Below are 15,709 nucleotides of genomic sequence, written 5' to 3'. Positions count from 1 at the left end.
TTCAGGGAGCCGTTATGACAAGAACAGGAAAAGCGTTCACTTGGGTTGGCGGCATTGTGCTGCTGATCATCGCCGCGTTGGTGGTCTTTGTGCTGACCTTCGACTGGAACCGCCTCAAACCGACCATCAATGACAAGGTGTCGGCCGAGTTGCATCGTCCGTTCGCCATCCGTGGCGACTTGGGGGTGGACTGGTCACGCGGTGATAAAGATGAAGGTGGCTGGCGCGCCTGGGTGCCGTGGCCGCGAATTCATGCTGAAGATGTGGTACTGGGCAACCCGAAAAATATCCCTGGCGACAGCATGGTGCAGTTGCAGCGCGTCGAAGCCAGCATCTCGCCGCTGGCACTGTTGGGCAAGCAACTGTTGATCCCGCGCATCTGGCTGAAGCAGCCGAACGCCAGCTTGCAGCGGCTGGCCAACGGTGAGAATAACTGGACCTTCAACCTGGCCGGTGACCCTAATCAGCCGCCGTCTGCCTGGTCGGTGGACATTCATGACATCGTCTTCGATCGCGGCCAGATTGCTTTCAAGGACGCCACGCTGAAGGCCGATTTCCGCGCAGAGATTGATCCCCTCGGCAAGCCGCTGTCATTCAGTGAAGTGACCGGTAAAAAAGACGCCGGTACGGCGATCCCGCAAGACTATATCTTCGGCTGGAAAGTGAAAGGCAAATACAACGGCGAGCCGTTATCGGGCAGCGGCAAGATTGGCGGCATGCTGTCGTTGCAGAATGCCGAGGTGCCCTTCCCGTTGCAGGCCGACGTGCGCTCCGGCTCCACTCGGGTAGTGGTGGCGGGGACGTTGTCCGACCCGATGAACCTTGGTGGGTTGGATCTGCGGCTTAAATTCTCCGGCGACAGCCTGGGTAACCTGTATGCCCTCACCGGCGTATTGTTGCCCAATACCCCGCCATACTCCACCGATGGTCACCTGACTGCCCGGCTGCACGAGAAAGGTGGTGCGGTGTTCCAGTACCAGAAATTCGACGGCAAAATTGGCGACAGCGATATCCATGGCGATTTGAAATATGTTGCTGGCAAACCCCGGCCTACGCTGAGCGGCGAAGTGTTGTCAAAACAGCTGCGCTTTGCCGATCTGGCGCCGCTGATTGGTGCCGACTCCAATACGGAAAAAGCCGGTCGCGGTGAGAAGAGTCGCCAGCCTGCGGGCAAAGTGCTGCCGGTAGAGAAATTTGATACCAAAAGCTGGAAGGTGATGAATGCGGACGTCAAATTCACCGCCAAACGCATTGAACACGGCAGTTCGTTGCCGTTGAGCGATCTCTATACCCATCTGCAATTGGATAACGGCGTCATTGTGATGGATCCGCTGCGGTTCGGCGTGGCGGGCGGTAATCTCAATTCGACCGTTCGTCTCGATGGCAGTAAAAACCTGATGCAGGGTCGGGCTGATTTACATGCGCGTAAGTTCCAGCTCAAGCAGTTACTGCCGGATGTGGGATCGATGAAACGCAGCCTGGGGCAATTGAACGGCGATGCCAAACTGACCGGCAGCGGCAATTCGGTGGCCGATTTGCTGGCGACCAGCAGCGGCGATTTGCGCATGGTGATCAATAACGGGGTGATCAGCCGCAGTCTGATGGAGATCCTCGGGTTGAACGTCGGCAACTATCTGGTGGCGCAGCTATTTGGTGATGACGTCGTGGGGATAAACTGCGCGGCGGCAGACGTGGGTATCCGTGACGGCGTGGCGGCCCCACGGCTGTTTGTGTTCGACACCGAGAATGCGATTATCAATATCAGCGGCAATACCAACTTTGCCACCGAGCGGCTGGACCTTTCCATCGATCCGGAAAGCAAAGGCATGCGGGTGCTGACGTTGCGTTCGCCGCTGTACGTGAAAGGCACCTTCGCGCACCCGGATGCCGGTGTGAAGGCCGGTCCGCTGATTGCACGCGGTGCGGCGGCGGTGGCACTGGGCGTGGTGCTGACGCCGGCAGCGGCCCTGCTGGCACTGGTTTCCCCCAGCGAAGGCGGTGAAGAAAACCAGTGTGGACAAATATTGCAGCAGATGAAAAAGAAGAAATAGTCACCACAGGCCCGCCGATGTTCCGCGGGCCTTTTTATTTACTGCAGAACCCGGCAGTCATGATCCTGAATCTCTTCTGACGAAGCCAGCGTAAACGGCAGCAGGCTACGCTCGGTGGCCAGCAACAGAAAATCGCCGCCCGGCAATGCCGTCATCGCCAAGCCAAAGCTCCCCATGCGGTTCTTTGAACGTGCCACGCCATCTGCCAGCAGGCGGAAAGCGCCCTGTTTTTGTAACTCTTCAGGCGTCACCCGGCGCACCAGATAATCGTGGCCCAGCAGGCCGCCCGGCATCGGCTCCCACTGCTCGCTGTAATCTGCCGCATACCGCGCCAACTGCGTTTTCACCGAAGGCAGCAGGCAGGAGATATGAATGTGCAATTGGTTCTGAGTGCGGCCATAGGCCGAATTAATCGCCAGCGAAATATCGGCGTCGTCAATCGCCTTGCCATACTTATCGGCCATAAAGTGCCGTGCCTGCCAGGCTTGCTCAAAGAAGTTCGGGGTGGAGGCTGCGAGCACCGCAGGGCTTTCAATGCCGGTGATTTTAGCGCTTGGCATCAACAGATATTGCAACGGCCCGTTACGGTCTTTGAACACCACAAAACCGGCCTGTGGGTCCACCTGGGCGCAGGGAGCCGGATTGTTATGCGCCTGCTGGTTGGGCAAGCACTGTTGGCTGACGATGCGCCACAGCGCGCTTGATTGGGGTGGCTTCACCCATATCCAGAGCGCACCAGCAATCACAATGGCGGCCATTACCAACGGCGCAACGTATAAAAACAGTCTGCGGCGCAAAGACATGATTGATTTCCATTTCCGTAAAAGGAGAAGCGTTGAGCATAGTCCGATTTTATGACAGGAGACAGGGCGGGAAGTGCGGCCCCACAAGCAGGGGCCGCATAAGTAGTGTTACAGCGACTGGTCGCGGGTTTCTTTCATCAGCAACAGGGCGATCAACGTGAGACAGGCCATGGACGCCAGATACAGCCCGACGTAGAACAGGCCGTAATGGGTTGCCAGCCAGGTAGCGATATAAGGTGCCACTGCCGCCCCGAGGATCGACGCCACGTTGTACGAGAACGAAGCCCCGGTATAACGGACTTCGGTCGGGAACAGCTCGGGTAGCAGCGCACCCATCGGGCCGAAGGTCAGGCCCATGATGCTCAGACCACACAGCAAGAAGCCCATCACCAGCGCCTGGTTACCGGAACCCAGCATGCTTGGGAACAGGAAGGCAAAAGCTATCATCAGCAGGGTGATGACGATCATGGTCTTGCGGCGGCCAAAGGCATCGGCCAGCAGACCGGCAATCGGCACCATCACGCCAAAACCAATCACCGCCACCATCAGCATCCACAGGAAACTGTTGCGTGAGTAGCCCAGCCCCAGCGGCTGCGCCGTGGTGCCGTAGGTCATTGAGTAAACGGTCATCAGGTAAAACAGGGTATAGGTCGCCAGCATGATAAAGGTGCCGAGGATGGTCGCCTTCAGGTGTTTGCTCAGCAGCGTGCCGAGCGGGATTTTCACCTGCTTGCCGGCTTTGGCCACCTTGGCGAACACCGGGGTTTCATGCAGTGATACGCGCACGTACAGGCCGATCAGCACCAGTGCGGCGGACAGGATAAACGGCACGCGCCAGCCCCATTCCATAAACTGTTGGTCGGTCAGCAACCAGGAGAGCAGCAGGAAGGTCCCGTTAGCGAAGAAGAAACCGATAGGCGCGCCCAGCTGTGGGAAGGAGCCGTACAGCGCCCGCTTTTTGGCTGGCGCGTTCTCGGTCGCCAGCAAGGCGGCGCCGCCCCATTCACCCCCCAGTCCCAGGCCCTGACCGAACCGCGCCAGCGCCAGCAGGATTGGGGCGAAGATGCCGATGGTTTCGTAGCTTGGCAGCAAGCCGATCAACACGGTGGAAATCCCCATGGTGAGCAACGAGGCGACCAGCGTCACCTTGCGCCCCACGCGATCGCCAAAGTGGCCGAACAGCGCAGAACCAATCGGACGCGCCACAAAGGCGACGGCAAAGGTGGCTAACGACTGTAGCGTCGCGGTGGTGGGATCGCCCTGCGGGAAGAAGATATGCGGGAAGACGATCACCGCCGCGGTGGCGTAAATATAGAAATCGAAAAATTCGATGGCGGTCCCGACCAGCGAGGCGACAATCACTTTTCCGCGTGAGTTGACTGGTGTTGGCGCGTCGTCGGCGTCCAGAGTTGGTGCGATGGAGGCTTGCATATTTTTTCTTATATTTTGGATTGGTAAAAATCCATCTTAGTCATAGCAAAATGCCTTTTCAATGGCGAAACTTTGTACAATGCCGCAATTAACCGGTTAAAAAGCTTAATGTTTCATTGGCGTGTTTCTGCGTGGTTTTTAACGTTGCCAAATGAATGATTTGCAGACTTAACATCTGTAAAAGCCGCAAAGAAAAGTTATCAGGTAGTTTGTTATGCTGGATTTGGCCGGTGAGGTGGTTTTGTTTTGGTTTAATGTGCTGGTTTGTCGGCTTAAAGTTGGAATAAAATACCAGCCACCAGAGAGTGGCCGGTATGATTGCATTGCTTCAGGGGGCGGATTGCTCGGAGGTTGGCAGGGTTTTGTCTTCTTTATACTGCGCAGTAGCGATCCAGGCGGCGCAGAAAAGCGTCAATCGGGCAAAGAAATAGAAAAATGCCATCAACCCGATGACCGAACCAAAGGCGGCACCGGAAGGGGATTTAGCCACCTGGGGCAGCGTCATGGTCATCACAAACTTAATCACTTCGAAACCGATGGCGGCAAGCAGCGTGCCGCGCAGCAGCGCCTTTTTCTTCGGCTTATGCCGCGGAAGCATCCAGAAGATCCACAGGAACAGCAAATAGTTGGCGAAGATGGAGATCGACAGCGCAATCAGCGTCATCGCCGGCCGTAGCCACTCGATACCTTCCAGGCCCAGTGCACGGACAATCGCCGCCTGTGCCGAGCCGGCGATAGACGTCAGCGTCAGGGTGATAATCAGCGCCACCACCAGGCCACTCAGCGAGATAAAGTCGCGGGTGTATTTGAAATAGATTTTTTCCTGATCCTGCGGATTACGTTCCCATACGTCCCGCGATTGCGCGCGGATCGCCTCACGCAGGTTGCCCATCCAGCTAATTCCCGAATACAGCGCCAGCGCCAGACCGGTCAGCCCCACGGTGGTGCGCTGCTGAATCGCCGTATTGACGGTATTTTTCAGCGTGCTGGCCAGCGTAGGGTCACTGATGCTGCCAACGATTTTATTAATTATCCCGGTCAACAGGTCGGGGTTGGATGCCAGCACAAAGCCGACGGCGGCAAACGACACCATCAAAATCGGGATCAGCGAAAGAAACGAGAAATAGGTGATGGCGGCGCCGAACTGGCTGCCCAGACGATCGTTAAAGCGCTCGGTGGCGCGCAGCAGGTGAGAGATGCTTGGCCAGGCCTTGATGCGTTCGACCAGGCGTGAAAAACCGGAGATGCGCCGGTCAATATTCTGGTGGCCGGTTTTGATGGCGATCAGCGGCTTTTGCGGCGCTTCACTGTTGGGCTGTCGGGGGTCTTTATCTGATCCTGTAGGCATTACGTCACGATTTCCTTAACGATAAATAGGCTCTCTCAGCCTTGATTATAGCCAAAAGGCGCGTTGATTTGGCCGCCGGGTAGGGCAACCGGCTAATTTGTGAGCTTAACGCGTTCGTTCATCGGGTGAAATGTTGCTGCCTACCGATAGGTAAAATTCTTATGCCAGCCCCGTGCCAGCGCGGTTTTTTTCGTTCATCGACCCCCAATTTTTATCTGTTTCATCACCAAGAAAGCGTTTACTCATGATGTGGCGCTGCGGTTTACCCGCCGCAGCGTGGCTGCAGCCGTAGGGGCTGGAACGGTTTCAACTGTAATCACTAGATAAATTGGAAGGTCATATGAAATTACTTAATCACCCCACCTGTCGTCCGTTTACCGAAGCGGGCAATTTGACACAGATTTCCGCCTACTATGAGGAGGAGCGGCACATCATGTGGATGCTGCTGCGCGCTGAGCCGCGCCCTTGTTTTAATCAGGCGTTAATCGAAGACATCATGACGCTGGCGCAGGCCGCCAAAGAGTCATCATTGCAGTTTGATTTTTGGGTCACGGGTTCGCTGGTACCCAATATGTTCAACGTGGGCGGCGATTTGCAGTTTTTCGCCGAGGCGATTAAAAATCGCAAGCGTGAGGCGATGATGGCTTACGCACGAGCCTGCATTGATTGCGTGCATGCGGCGGCACGCGGTTTTGATACCGGAGCGGTCAGTATCGCGATGGTGGAGGGCAGTGCGCTGGGCGGTGGCTTTGAGGCGGCGCTGGCGCACCATTTCGTTTTGGCGCAGAACAATGCGCGTATGGGGTTCCCGGAAATTGCGTTTAATCTGTTCCCCGGCATGGGCGGTTATTCGCTGGTGGCGCGTAAAGCAAACATGCGCCTGGCGGAAGAACTGATTTGGGGCGGTGAGTCGCATACCGCGGAGTGGTTTGAAAGCCGTGGCCTGGTCGATCAGTTATTCCAGCCCGGCGACGCTTATATAGCTACCCGTACCTTTATCGATACCATTCGGCCCAAACTGAACGGCATGCGTGCCATGCTGCGCGCCCGTCAGCGGGTGTTGCAGTTGACGCGTTCGGAACTGATGGACATTACCGAAGACTGGGTGCATTCGGCCTTCACCATCGAGGAGAAAGATCGCGCCTATATCGAACGTCTGGTGATGCTGCAGGACCGTCACACCCTGAACCTGCGTCGAGCCGGCTAATGTTGCCCTGCCCGCCTCACGCTGAGGAGGATGGCGGGCGATAAGACTGCAGCCAATGCTCCAGCTGTTCCGGGAGCATTGGCCGCGCGAACAGGAAACCCTGTTTTTCATCCACGCCGATTTCATCGAGGAACCGATTTTCGCTTTCTGTTTCCACGCCTTCGGCGATCACCCGGAATTTAAGCGCTTCGGCCGCCGCGACGATGGCACGCACCAGCGATTGTGAAACCGGATTATCATTCACCCCACGCACAAAGCTTTTATCCAGTTTAATGGCATCGAGCGGAATACGCGCCAGCTGTGCCAGCGAAGAGTAGCCGGTGCCAAAATCATCAAGATGGACCTGGGCACCCAGTTGGCGTAGCCGGGTGATCACTTCGCGAGCGCGTTTCTCATCCTCTATCAGGCTACTTTCCGTGAGTTCGAAATCCAGCAGGCAGGGGGTCAACTGATTGTGCTGCAACACCTGCGCCAGATCTTCAACGATAGAGTCATCCACCAACTGGCGGGCGGAAAGATTGACCGCGACCCGCAGTGGTAATCCCTGCCGTTGCCACTGAGCAGCCTGTTTGGCGGCGGTTTGCAGCACCCAACGGCCAAGCGGGCCGATCAGACCCGACTCTTCCGCGTAAGAGATAAACTGCAGCGGCGGGATCAGGCCGCGCTCGGGTGAATCCCAGCGCACCAGCGCTTCCACGCTACAGACTCTGCCGCTGAGTGCCTCTATTTTGGGTTGGTAATACACCACCAGTTGATTTTGTTCCAAGCCCTTCCGCAGGTTGGTGTCCAGCCACATGTATTCCGCGACGCGCTTATTCATTTCTGGCGAGAACACGGTATAGGTCCGTTTGCCGTGCTCTTTGGCGACATACATGGCGGTATCGGCACTGCGGATCAGGCTGTCGAGGTCGTTACCGTGTTCGGGACACAGCGCGATACCAATAGAACAGCCGGTATAAACTTCGATAAGCCCTATGCGGAACGGCGTTTTCAGCCGGTCGATAATATGCTGGGCCAGGCGTTGCAGCATTTCACGGTCCGCCTGCTGGGCCAGCACCAGAAATTCATCGCCGCCCAAGCGTGCCAGAGTTTGGTCTTCACCCAGACAGCCGAGCACCGCCAGCGATACCTCCACCAATAAACGGTCGCCGAACATATGGCCGTAGGCGTCGTTAACCTTTTTAAAGTTGTCGAGATCGAGATACACCAGCCCAACACTGTGGCCATCGCGAGTGGCGATCGACTGGGTGATTTTGTCCTGAATGGCATTGCGATTGGGCAGGCCGGTAATGATGTCGGTATTGGCCAGTACCCGCAAACGTTCCTGGGCGCGGCGTTCTTCGGTGATATCGGTACCGGAGCAAATCAGAAAGACTTCATTTTTACCGCTGCCACTGTGGACGAACTTGTTGCGGAACAAAAACAGCCGCTCACCTTTCACCGTTTTAATCCAGCGTTCCACCTCATAGGATGAACCATTACGGAAAAAACCGGCGATGTTGCGGCGTGAGGCCGAGGCTTCCTCCGGGCTCATAAATAACTGAAAGACGTTCTTACCAATGACATCATGTTCGTGCAGGCCGGTGTACTCTTCGCTCAGGCGGTTGAAGCGCTGAATGCGGCCGTGCTGATCGACAATCACAATCACGGAGTTGGCTTCGGACACCACCTGCTCGGCAAAGGAAAGGCCGTGCACCAAATCACGGGCGACCGATTGAGTGTCGCTGAAGGCGGAGGCGGTACCTGCCCATTCCAGATTGTTGACTCGCCTTCCGACCAGATGCAGATGAATCAGTTCACCGCCGAGCGTAATGGTGATATCAAGGCTGGCGGTAATCCCGCTCAGGCGACGTATTTTAGCCGCCTGCATGGCGCTGAGCGCCACGGCCATATGGGTTTTGCCTTTGACTGCCGACAACGCCAACGCATTGCTGTCAAACGCCAACCGCCAATAAGGGCTGTTGGTGCCGAAGTGGGCGTTAAGAAGCATAGGGCCTTGGTCTGCGAACATGATGATTCCTCAAAAGGGCACGACAGCCAGGTCTGTGCGATGAGCGCAGCCGCAGGTTTCTGGCCCGGGAGTGGCCGTAGTGCACGTATCTCCATCATATAACACGTTTTTCATCGGCGGGGGATGAAACTATTATATAAGCAATAATTAGATTTGCCCTGTAATCGTCAGATTGCCCCACGTTTTAAAGTGTAAGTGAGAACCTGAGATTTCGAGAGGTGAGTACGATTTTAGCGTACCAGTGCTGCGATCGTTTTGTTGCAGAGCGGTTGTAGCAGAAGGGGCTACATTATAATAAAGTGGGCCGCCGGCAGGAATAATCCTATAGAAACAGACACCATGTTGTGGTGCATTTTATGCGGTGGGAAACCAAACTTTCCAAATAATACGCACCATCTTCATAATTCATTCATTATTGATGAATAAAAGTGTTTCGGGCTTTAATAAATTTACACTCCATCGCATTACTATATATTTATCGGCCTATTATTATCTCCGACGAAAGATGAGCCTGTTCACGTACAGCGCTCCTGATGAAGAATAATTTTAAGGAAATGATTATGCGTAAACTGACCGCTTTATTTGTCGCCTCTACTCTGGCACTGGGTTCTGCTTCCATGGCCTTTGCTGCAGATACCACGGCAGCACCGGCAACGACAGACGCCACCCCGATGAACATGAAAATGATGCATCACAAAGGTGAAGGGAAAGGTGGGCCGTTTGCCGGCCTGAACCTGACCGAGCAGCAGCGCCAGCAAATGCGCGATATCATGAAAGAATCGCACCAGAAACGCGGCGAAGGGACTAAAGAAGAACGCCAGGCATTGCATAGCATGGTCGCTTCCGACAGTTTCGATGAAGCCAAGGCGAAAACCCAAATTGACGCCATCAGCAAAGCACAGTCCGAACATATGCTGGAGCGCGCCAAAGCTGAAAATAAAATGTATAACCTGCTGACCCCTGAGCAGAAAAAACAATACAATGAGAATTATCAGAAACGCGAACAGAAAATGATGGAACACATGAAAAACATGAAGTCGAAAATGACGACTGCACAGTAATAATTTCATGTGGTAATTAAAAAGGGCCAGAGTAATCTCTGGCCCTTTTGCTTTATCAGCTAAAAACGATTTACTCCAATGAGAGGTGAGGAGAGCTCTCCTTCGCTAAACGGGTAATATGTAGAAACTGTTCAGTAACGATATGTGAAAAACGTGGATCGTTAATATGATAAGTCGTTTTTATCAGCCGTCGTTTGTTGGTTGGCTGGAGGGTATTTTCTAACGCCTGTGTAAAAGCGACCAATGCCTGTGGATCCCAAAATGGCTGTCCCGGAGCATCCAGTGCGGATACGCCTCCTCCCGGGATCACAAACCGTATCTCACCGGTGCAGGCATTTATTTTTCCCCCAATCCAGCGCCCCATGATCGCATTCTCCTGCGGAGTGGTGCGAACCAAAGTAACCTGTGAGTTGTGTTGATGGATCAAGCGGTCGGCATAATGCGCCGGTACCCTTTCTGCGGGGCCAAAATTAATCATATCCACTGCGCCACAGGATAGTACGCAGGGGATGCGAGTGCGGGCGATGGCACCAAAGCGCTCTTCATTGCAGGGAAGAACCCCACCGAGCAGATAATCGGCCACCTCGGTTGTGGTCAGATCCAACGCTGCGCTCAGCAAACGACTGTCGATCAGTTTTTCCAACGTTCTGCCGCCACTGCCCGTGGCGTGGAATACCAGGCAGTCCCATTGAGGCTCGAGTGCGGCAACCACCCTTTGTATGCACGGGGTAGTGACGCCGAACATTGTCAGACCGACAGCCGGTTTATCCTCGATGTCATGAACGGTGGCGAAACGCACCGCCCCGGCAATCTGGCATGCGGCATTGCTCAGGACGCGGCGCGATATGCTGTTCAGGCCGGCTATATCCGTGACGGAATACAGCATGGTGATATCACTGTTGCCGACATACTGCGAGACGTCGCCTGCTGCCATACTTGAAACCATTAATTTAGGCAGGCCGATGGGTAATTTTTGCATCGCCGGAGTGATAATGGCTGTGCCGCCAGAACCGCCCAAACCAAGCACAGCCGCGATATCGTGGCGTGTCAGGAGAAAACGTTCGAAGGCGAGTGCCATGGCGGTAATGGCCTGGCTGCGGTTGGGGCAAAATACGGCCTTGGCCCCTTCGGGATGATACCCGGCAACTTCTTCTGCACAGATATCGACTGCCGGGTTGGCCGGCCGTTTGTTGGTAGAGAGATCGACGGTAATAGTGGGTAAACCGAGGCTGGCGATCGTCTGGCGAACATACTCCAGTTCTTGTCCTTTGGTATCTGCTGTGGTAGCAATATAGACAAAATTTGAAGTATTAAGCATTGCTCTTTCCTGCCGAATTTCTAATTTTATATTTTAAATTATAGCGTTAAATAATTTTGTGGGACCCTGGTGTTGGTCGTTTAAGTTAGAATGATTAATATATCTACATAATGAGACGGCCGTATCATTTGTGCAAGCCCAGTTCAGTTCGAAATGAGACACCTGTCTCATTTTTGAGCGTTTTAATGCTGCCGATAAAGCGGGATATTGTCGGTTTGATGGTTATCGCATCCTGTCCCGGGAGTGGGAGATGCGAAGAAGTATGAGGTTGTCGTGCTAATAACTGCCTTTCCCATGAAACAGGAAAAATCTCTGACCTCTGCCCGGGCCAGAACTCATCATTTACTGTTGACCAGTGCCATGACGTTGTATGACGAAGGAGTCTTTCCGTCGATCACTGAGCTGGCGGCGCATGCGCAGGTGTCACGGGCCACGGCTTATCGTTATTTCCCCACTCAAAGTGAATTGATTGCCGCGGTAGTGGCTGAAAGTCTGGGGCCGATCCTGGACTGGCAACCGCAGGATCATGATGCTTTGAAACGCATTCAACAACTGCTGGCTTTCGCCTACCCTCAGATGGAACAACATGAAGGGGCCTTACGTGCCGCGCTGCAGCTTTCGTTGCAACAGTGGGCGAAAGCGACGCCGGGGGAAAAATTCGTCCGCGGAAACCGCAAACGCCTGCTGAACCTGGCGGTCGAGCCACTGCAGGATAAACTGCCACCTGAGGCATTGCAGCGGGTGATTCATTCTTTCTCGCTGATCTATGGCTCGGAAGTGTTCCTGGTACTGAAAGATATTTGGGGTCTGGATCTCGGTGGCATTCAGGATGTGACGCAATGGATGGCGAAAGCCATTATCCGCCAGGCCGAAGAAGATGCGATGAACAGCAGAAAACCGCTAGCATGATAGTCCAATTTTTACGGTCATTCTCGGCGAAAACCAGCACATTTCACTGAGTGAGTATTGGCAATAGTTATAATTAAAACTGATAAAAAGAGCATATTAAGCATTTTTTTACCGGCCGTATGGAGATGTCCCTACGGCCTTTTTTTTTCTATTATCCCTATTTTTCATTGAATTATATTTTATCCTTAGCCCTATAAATTCACTCTTCTTGCTGGTAATAGCCATCGAAGATCCTTATGTCTTTCCCCCTATTTTATCGATCCTCAGATTTGCCGTTTAGGTCATCCAGCGCCTTGACCCATTAGGCGCGCTTGAGATTGTTGTGCTTTATTTATTTGGTGTTACGAAACTGTTACACAAAAAAATCAATAAAACATTTGCAAACAACAATGGACGGTATCTGGGATGGAAAATAGACGTAGAGGAGTCAAGCCTGTTCAGGCGGCCTTCGGCTGGCCTGAAATTGGTGTTAATCGCGCACAGTGGAGTGCGATGCTTTTTTGCCTGGCGGCGATCGGTGGGGTGCAGGCTGCGCCTTATGTTGAGAGCGGTAAGCCGGGCGATCCTGCCAGTTGGCGCAGTAATGAATTCAACGCCGAGTGGGGCCTGGGGGCAATCCACGCCGATCAGGCCTACGCCGCGGGTTATAGCGGAAAAGGTGTAAAACTCGGCATTTTCGATCAGCCGGTGTATGCCAAACACCCGGAGTTTGCCAGCCAGAATAAGGTGATCAATCTGGTCACTACCGGCATTCGCGAATACACCGATCCCTACATTCCGGTGAAGAAAGGCGACGAATTCCGCTATGACGGCACGCCGAGCGTGGATTCCGACGGCACCCTGGGTTCACACGGCACCCATGTGGGCGGCATCGCTGCCGGCAACCGCGATGGGGGGGAGATGCACGGCGTGGCGTTTAACGCACAAATCATCAGCGCGGAAAACGGCGACCCCGGCCCGGAAGACGGCATCATACTCGGTAACGATGGAGCGGTGTACCAGGCCGGTTGGGATGCGTTGATCGCCAGTGGCGCGCGCATTATCAACAACAGCTGGGGTATTGGCATCACTGAGAAGTTTGATCAGGGTGGCAAGGATCCGGCCTATCCCCACTTCACGCTCACCGACGCGCAAAAGCAATTCGATCAAATCAAACAGATCCTCGGTACCAAAGCCGGTGGCGCTTATCAGGGCGCGATCGATGCAGCACGCAGCGGTATTGTCACCATTTTTGCCGCCGGTAACGACTCCAACCTCAATAACCCGGACGCCATGGCCGGTCTGGCCTATTTCGTGCCGGAGATAGCCCCCAACTGGCTGTCGGTCGCCAGTCTGCAGGATCCGAACAACACCGGCGATTACAGCATCAGCACCTTCTCCTCCCGCTGTGGTTATACCGCCAGCTTCTGCGTTGCCGCACCGGGCACCAGGGTGTACAGCTCAATTATCGAAGGCAACAGCATCGATAACCTGACCACCGGTTACGCCAAATACAGCGGGACCTCAATGGCGGCACCGCACGTGGCCGGCAGCATTGCAGTGCTGATGGAGCGTTTCCCGTATATGACCGGCGCGCAGGCTGCTACGGTGCTGAAGACCACCACTACCGATATGGGCGCGCCGGGGATCGATGCGCTGTACGGCTGGGGAATGATCAATCTGGGCAAGGCGATTAACGGCCCGGGCATGTTTGTTACCGAGCAGGATATTCCTGAAGAATTCCGCGTTAGCGGCGCTTACGGTCCCGAGCAGTTCGTGGTGAATTTGCCGGGCGTCGGTGGGGTGCTGGACAAAGGCAAACCCACCGAGCGCGTGTGTGACGATATTCATTGCGGGCTGGATACCTGGAGCAACGATATTTCCGGCCACGGTGGCCTGACCAAACTGGGTATCGGCACTCTGGTGCTGACCGGCAACAACAGCTACGCGGGGCCGACGTTGATCAATCAAGGCTTGCTGGCGATCAACGGTTCGGTCACTTCCGATGTCACGGTGCAAAATGCCGGTGTGCTGGGCGGTTCCGGCACTGTGGGGTCACTGACCGCCCGCAGCGGCGCTACCGTGGCACCGGGCAACTCGATCGGCACGCTGAATGTGGCGCGTAACGTCAGCTTCGAGCCGGGCTCCCGTTATGCGGTGGAAGTGGCGCCAAACGGCCAGAGCGATCGGATCCAAAGCAGCGGATCGGCAACGATCGATGGCGGTGAAGTCGTGGTGTTGCAGGAACAAAACGCCAACTTGCTGTCGCAAGGTAGCGTGAGCAGTTTGCTTGGCCGACAGTACAACATTCTGACTGCCCAGCAGGGTATCAGCGGGCAGTTTGCTTCCACTTCAACTTTCTCTCCCTTCCTCGGCGCCGGGCTGGCCTACCAGCCTAATCAGGTCACGCTGAACGTGGGCCGTAACGACACTTCCTTTGCCAGCGTGGCACAAACCCAAAACGAGCGCGCAGTAGCCGCCGCGGCGGATGCTCTGGCGGCAGGCAACCCGGTGTACGAGAGCATCCTCAACGCCGGTTCGGCAGGGGAAGCGCGTCAGGCATTCCGTCAGTTGTCGGGGCAGATCCACGCGGATATCGCCTCGGCACAGGTTAACGACAGCCGTTACCTGCGTGATGCGTTGAACGGCCGCCTGCGGCAGGCGGAAGGGTTGGCGACCTCGCCTGACATCAAGGCGGACGACGACGGCGGTGCCTGGGCGCAGTTGCTGGGGGCCTGGGACCATGCGTCGGGCGACGCCAATGCGACCGGCTATCAGGCCTCGACCTACGGCGTGCTGGTGGGGCTGGACTCGGCACTGGCGGACGACTGGCGGTTAGGCGTGGCGACCGGTTACACCCGCACCTCACTGGACGGCGGCTACGGCTCGAATGCCGACAGCGACAACTACCACCTGGCGGTGTACGGCGGCAAACAGTTCGGTGAGCTGGCGCTGCGTGCCGGCGGTGGCTACACCTGGCACCGCTTCGATACTTCGCGCTCGGTCAATTACGGCATGCAGTCAGATCGCGAAACCGCGAAATACAGCGCACGCACCGAACAGGTGTTTGCCGAAGCGGGTTACAGCGTGAAGGCCGACTGGGTGAATCTGGAGCCGTTCGCCAACCTGGCGTACATCAACTTCCAGAACAACGGTATTTCGGAAGACGGCGGGGCTGCGGCGCTGCACGGCGACAAACAGCACACCGACGCCACGGTATCGACGCTGGGGCTACGTGCGGATACCGAGTGGCAGGCGAGCAAAACCACCTCGGTGGCGCTGCGCAGCGAGCTGGGCTGGCAGCATCAGTACGGCGATTTGGATCGCGGCACCGGGCTGCGTTTCAACGGTGGCAGTTCGCCGTTCGTGGTGAACAGCGTGTCGGCCTCCCGTGACGGTGCGGTGCTGAAGGCCAGTGCGGAGGTGGCGGTGAACAAGAACGCCACGCTGTCATTGGGCTACGGCGGCCTGCTGTCGCAAAACTACCAGGACAACAGCGTCAACGCTGGCTTCACCTGGAAATTCTGATCTTAAAAAACAGAGGGACAAACCGCCTCGTCGGGGGGCGGTTTGACTAAAACAAAAAAGGAT

General features: G+C 55.4%; 10 protein-coding genes. 5 read left to right on the top strand and 5 right to left on the bottom strand.

Annotation, left to right across the window (positions count from 1 at the left end; translation table 11 throughout):
- Nucleotides 1-14: 14 nt before the first annotated feature.
- Nucleotides 15-2,051 carry an AsmA family protein gene (locus tag E5C26_RS23815; protein WP_135318460.1) on the top strand — a complete coding sequence of 679 codons (2,037 nt, stop codon included), beginning with the start codon at nt 15-17 and terminating at the stop codon, nt 2,049-2,051.
- A gap of 38 nt (nt 2,052-2,089) precedes the next feature.
- On the opposite strand, the gene E5C26_RS23810 is transcribed toward E5C26_RS23815, so the two are convergent.
- The 3 genes from E5C26_RS23810 to yhjD all read right to left on the bottom strand — a co-directional run bounded on the left by E5C26_RS23810 (nt 2,090) and on the right by yhjD (nt 5,633).
- Complete coding sequence (locus E5C26_RS23810) at nt 2,090-2,902, bottom strand: CDP-diacylglycerol diphosphatase (protein WP_409513919.1); 813 nt, start codon at nt 2,900-2,902, stop codon at nt 2,090-2,092.
- A 60-nt stretch (nt 2,903-2,962) separates the two neighbouring features.
- The gene (locus E5C26_RS23805; RefSeq protein WP_135318459.1) at nt 2,963-4,285 is read right to left on the bottom strand and encodes an MFS transporter; all 1,323 of its coding nucleotides are present in this window, start codon (nt 4,283-4,285) and stop codon (nt 2,963-2,965) included.
- Between the two features lie 328 nt (nt 4,286-4,613).
- Complete coding sequence (gene yhjD, locus E5C26_RS23800) at nt 4,614-5,633, bottom strand: inner membrane protein YhjD (protein ID WP_135318458.1); 1,020 nt, start codon at nt 5,631-5,633, stop codon at nt 4,614-4,616.
- A 340-nt stretch (nt 5,634-5,973) separates the two neighbouring features.
- Here yhjD and E5C26_RS23795 point away from each other — a divergent pair, with 340 nt between their 5' ends.
- On the top strand, nt 5,974-6,840 hold the full coding sequence (locus tag E5C26_RS23795; protein ID WP_135318457.1) for a crotonase/enoyl-CoA hydratase family protein: 867 nt from the start codon (nt 5,974-5,976) through the stop codon (nt 6,838-6,840).
- Nucleotides 6,841-6,856: 16 nt separating this feature from the next.
- Here E5C26_RS23795 and pdeR read toward each other — a convergent pair whose 3' ends face one another.
- Nucleotides 6,857-8,851 (bottom strand): cyclic di-GMP phosphodiesterase, encoded by a 1,995-nt coding sequence (pdeR, locus tag E5C26_RS23790; protein WP_135318456.1) that lies wholly within the window; start codon nt 8,849-8,851, stop codon nt 6,857-6,859.
- Between the two features lie 560 nt (nt 8,852-9,411).
- Here pdeR and spy point away from each other — a divergent pair.
- On the top strand, nt 9,412-9,912 hold the full coding sequence (gene spy / locus E5C26_RS23785) for an ATP-independent periplasmic protein-refolding chaperone Spy (RefSeq protein WP_135318455.1): 501 nt from the start codon (nt 9,412-9,414) through the stop codon (nt 9,910-9,912).
- A 70-nt stretch (nt 9,913-9,982) separates the two neighbouring features.
- On the opposite strand, the gene E5C26_RS23780 is transcribed toward spy, so the two are convergent.
- Nucleotides 9,983-11,230, bottom strand: coding sequence for a Tm-1-like ATP-binding domain-containing protein (locus tag E5C26_RS23780; RefSeq protein ID WP_135318454.1), 1,248 nt, complete (start codon nt 11,228-11,230; stop codon nt 9,983-9,985).
- Between the two features lie 294 nt (nt 11,231-11,524).
- Here E5C26_RS23780 and E5C26_RS23775 point away from each other — a divergent pair, with 294 nt between their 5' ends.
- Together E5C26_RS23775 and E5C26_RS23770 are read left to right on the top strand one after the other, a co-directional pair.
- Nucleotides 11,525-12,139 carry a TetR/AcrR family transcriptional regulator gene (locus E5C26_RS23775; RefSeq protein ID WP_135318453.1) on the top strand — a complete coding sequence of 205 codons (615 nt, stop codon included), beginning with the start codon at nt 11,525-11,527 and terminating at the stop codon, nt 12,137-12,139.
- 492 nt (nt 12,140-12,631) lie between these two features.
- On the top strand, nt 12,632-15,646 hold the full coding sequence (locus E5C26_RS23770; RefSeq protein WP_135318484.1) for an autotransporter outer membrane beta-barrel domain-containing protein: 3,015 nt from the start codon (nt 12,632-12,634) through the stop codon (nt 15,644-15,646).
- Nucleotides 15,647-15,709: the final 63 nt, after the last annotated feature.

Origin of the sequence: Serratia proteamaculans, assembly GCF_004684015.1 — a bacterium.
Lineage (GTDB): Bacteria > Pseudomonadota > Gammaproteobacteria > Enterobacterales > Enterobacteriaceae > Serratia > Serratia proteamaculans_F.
The sequence above is the reverse complement of the archived record's forward strand: the minus strand, read 5'-3'. Positions and strand labels throughout refer to the sequence as shown.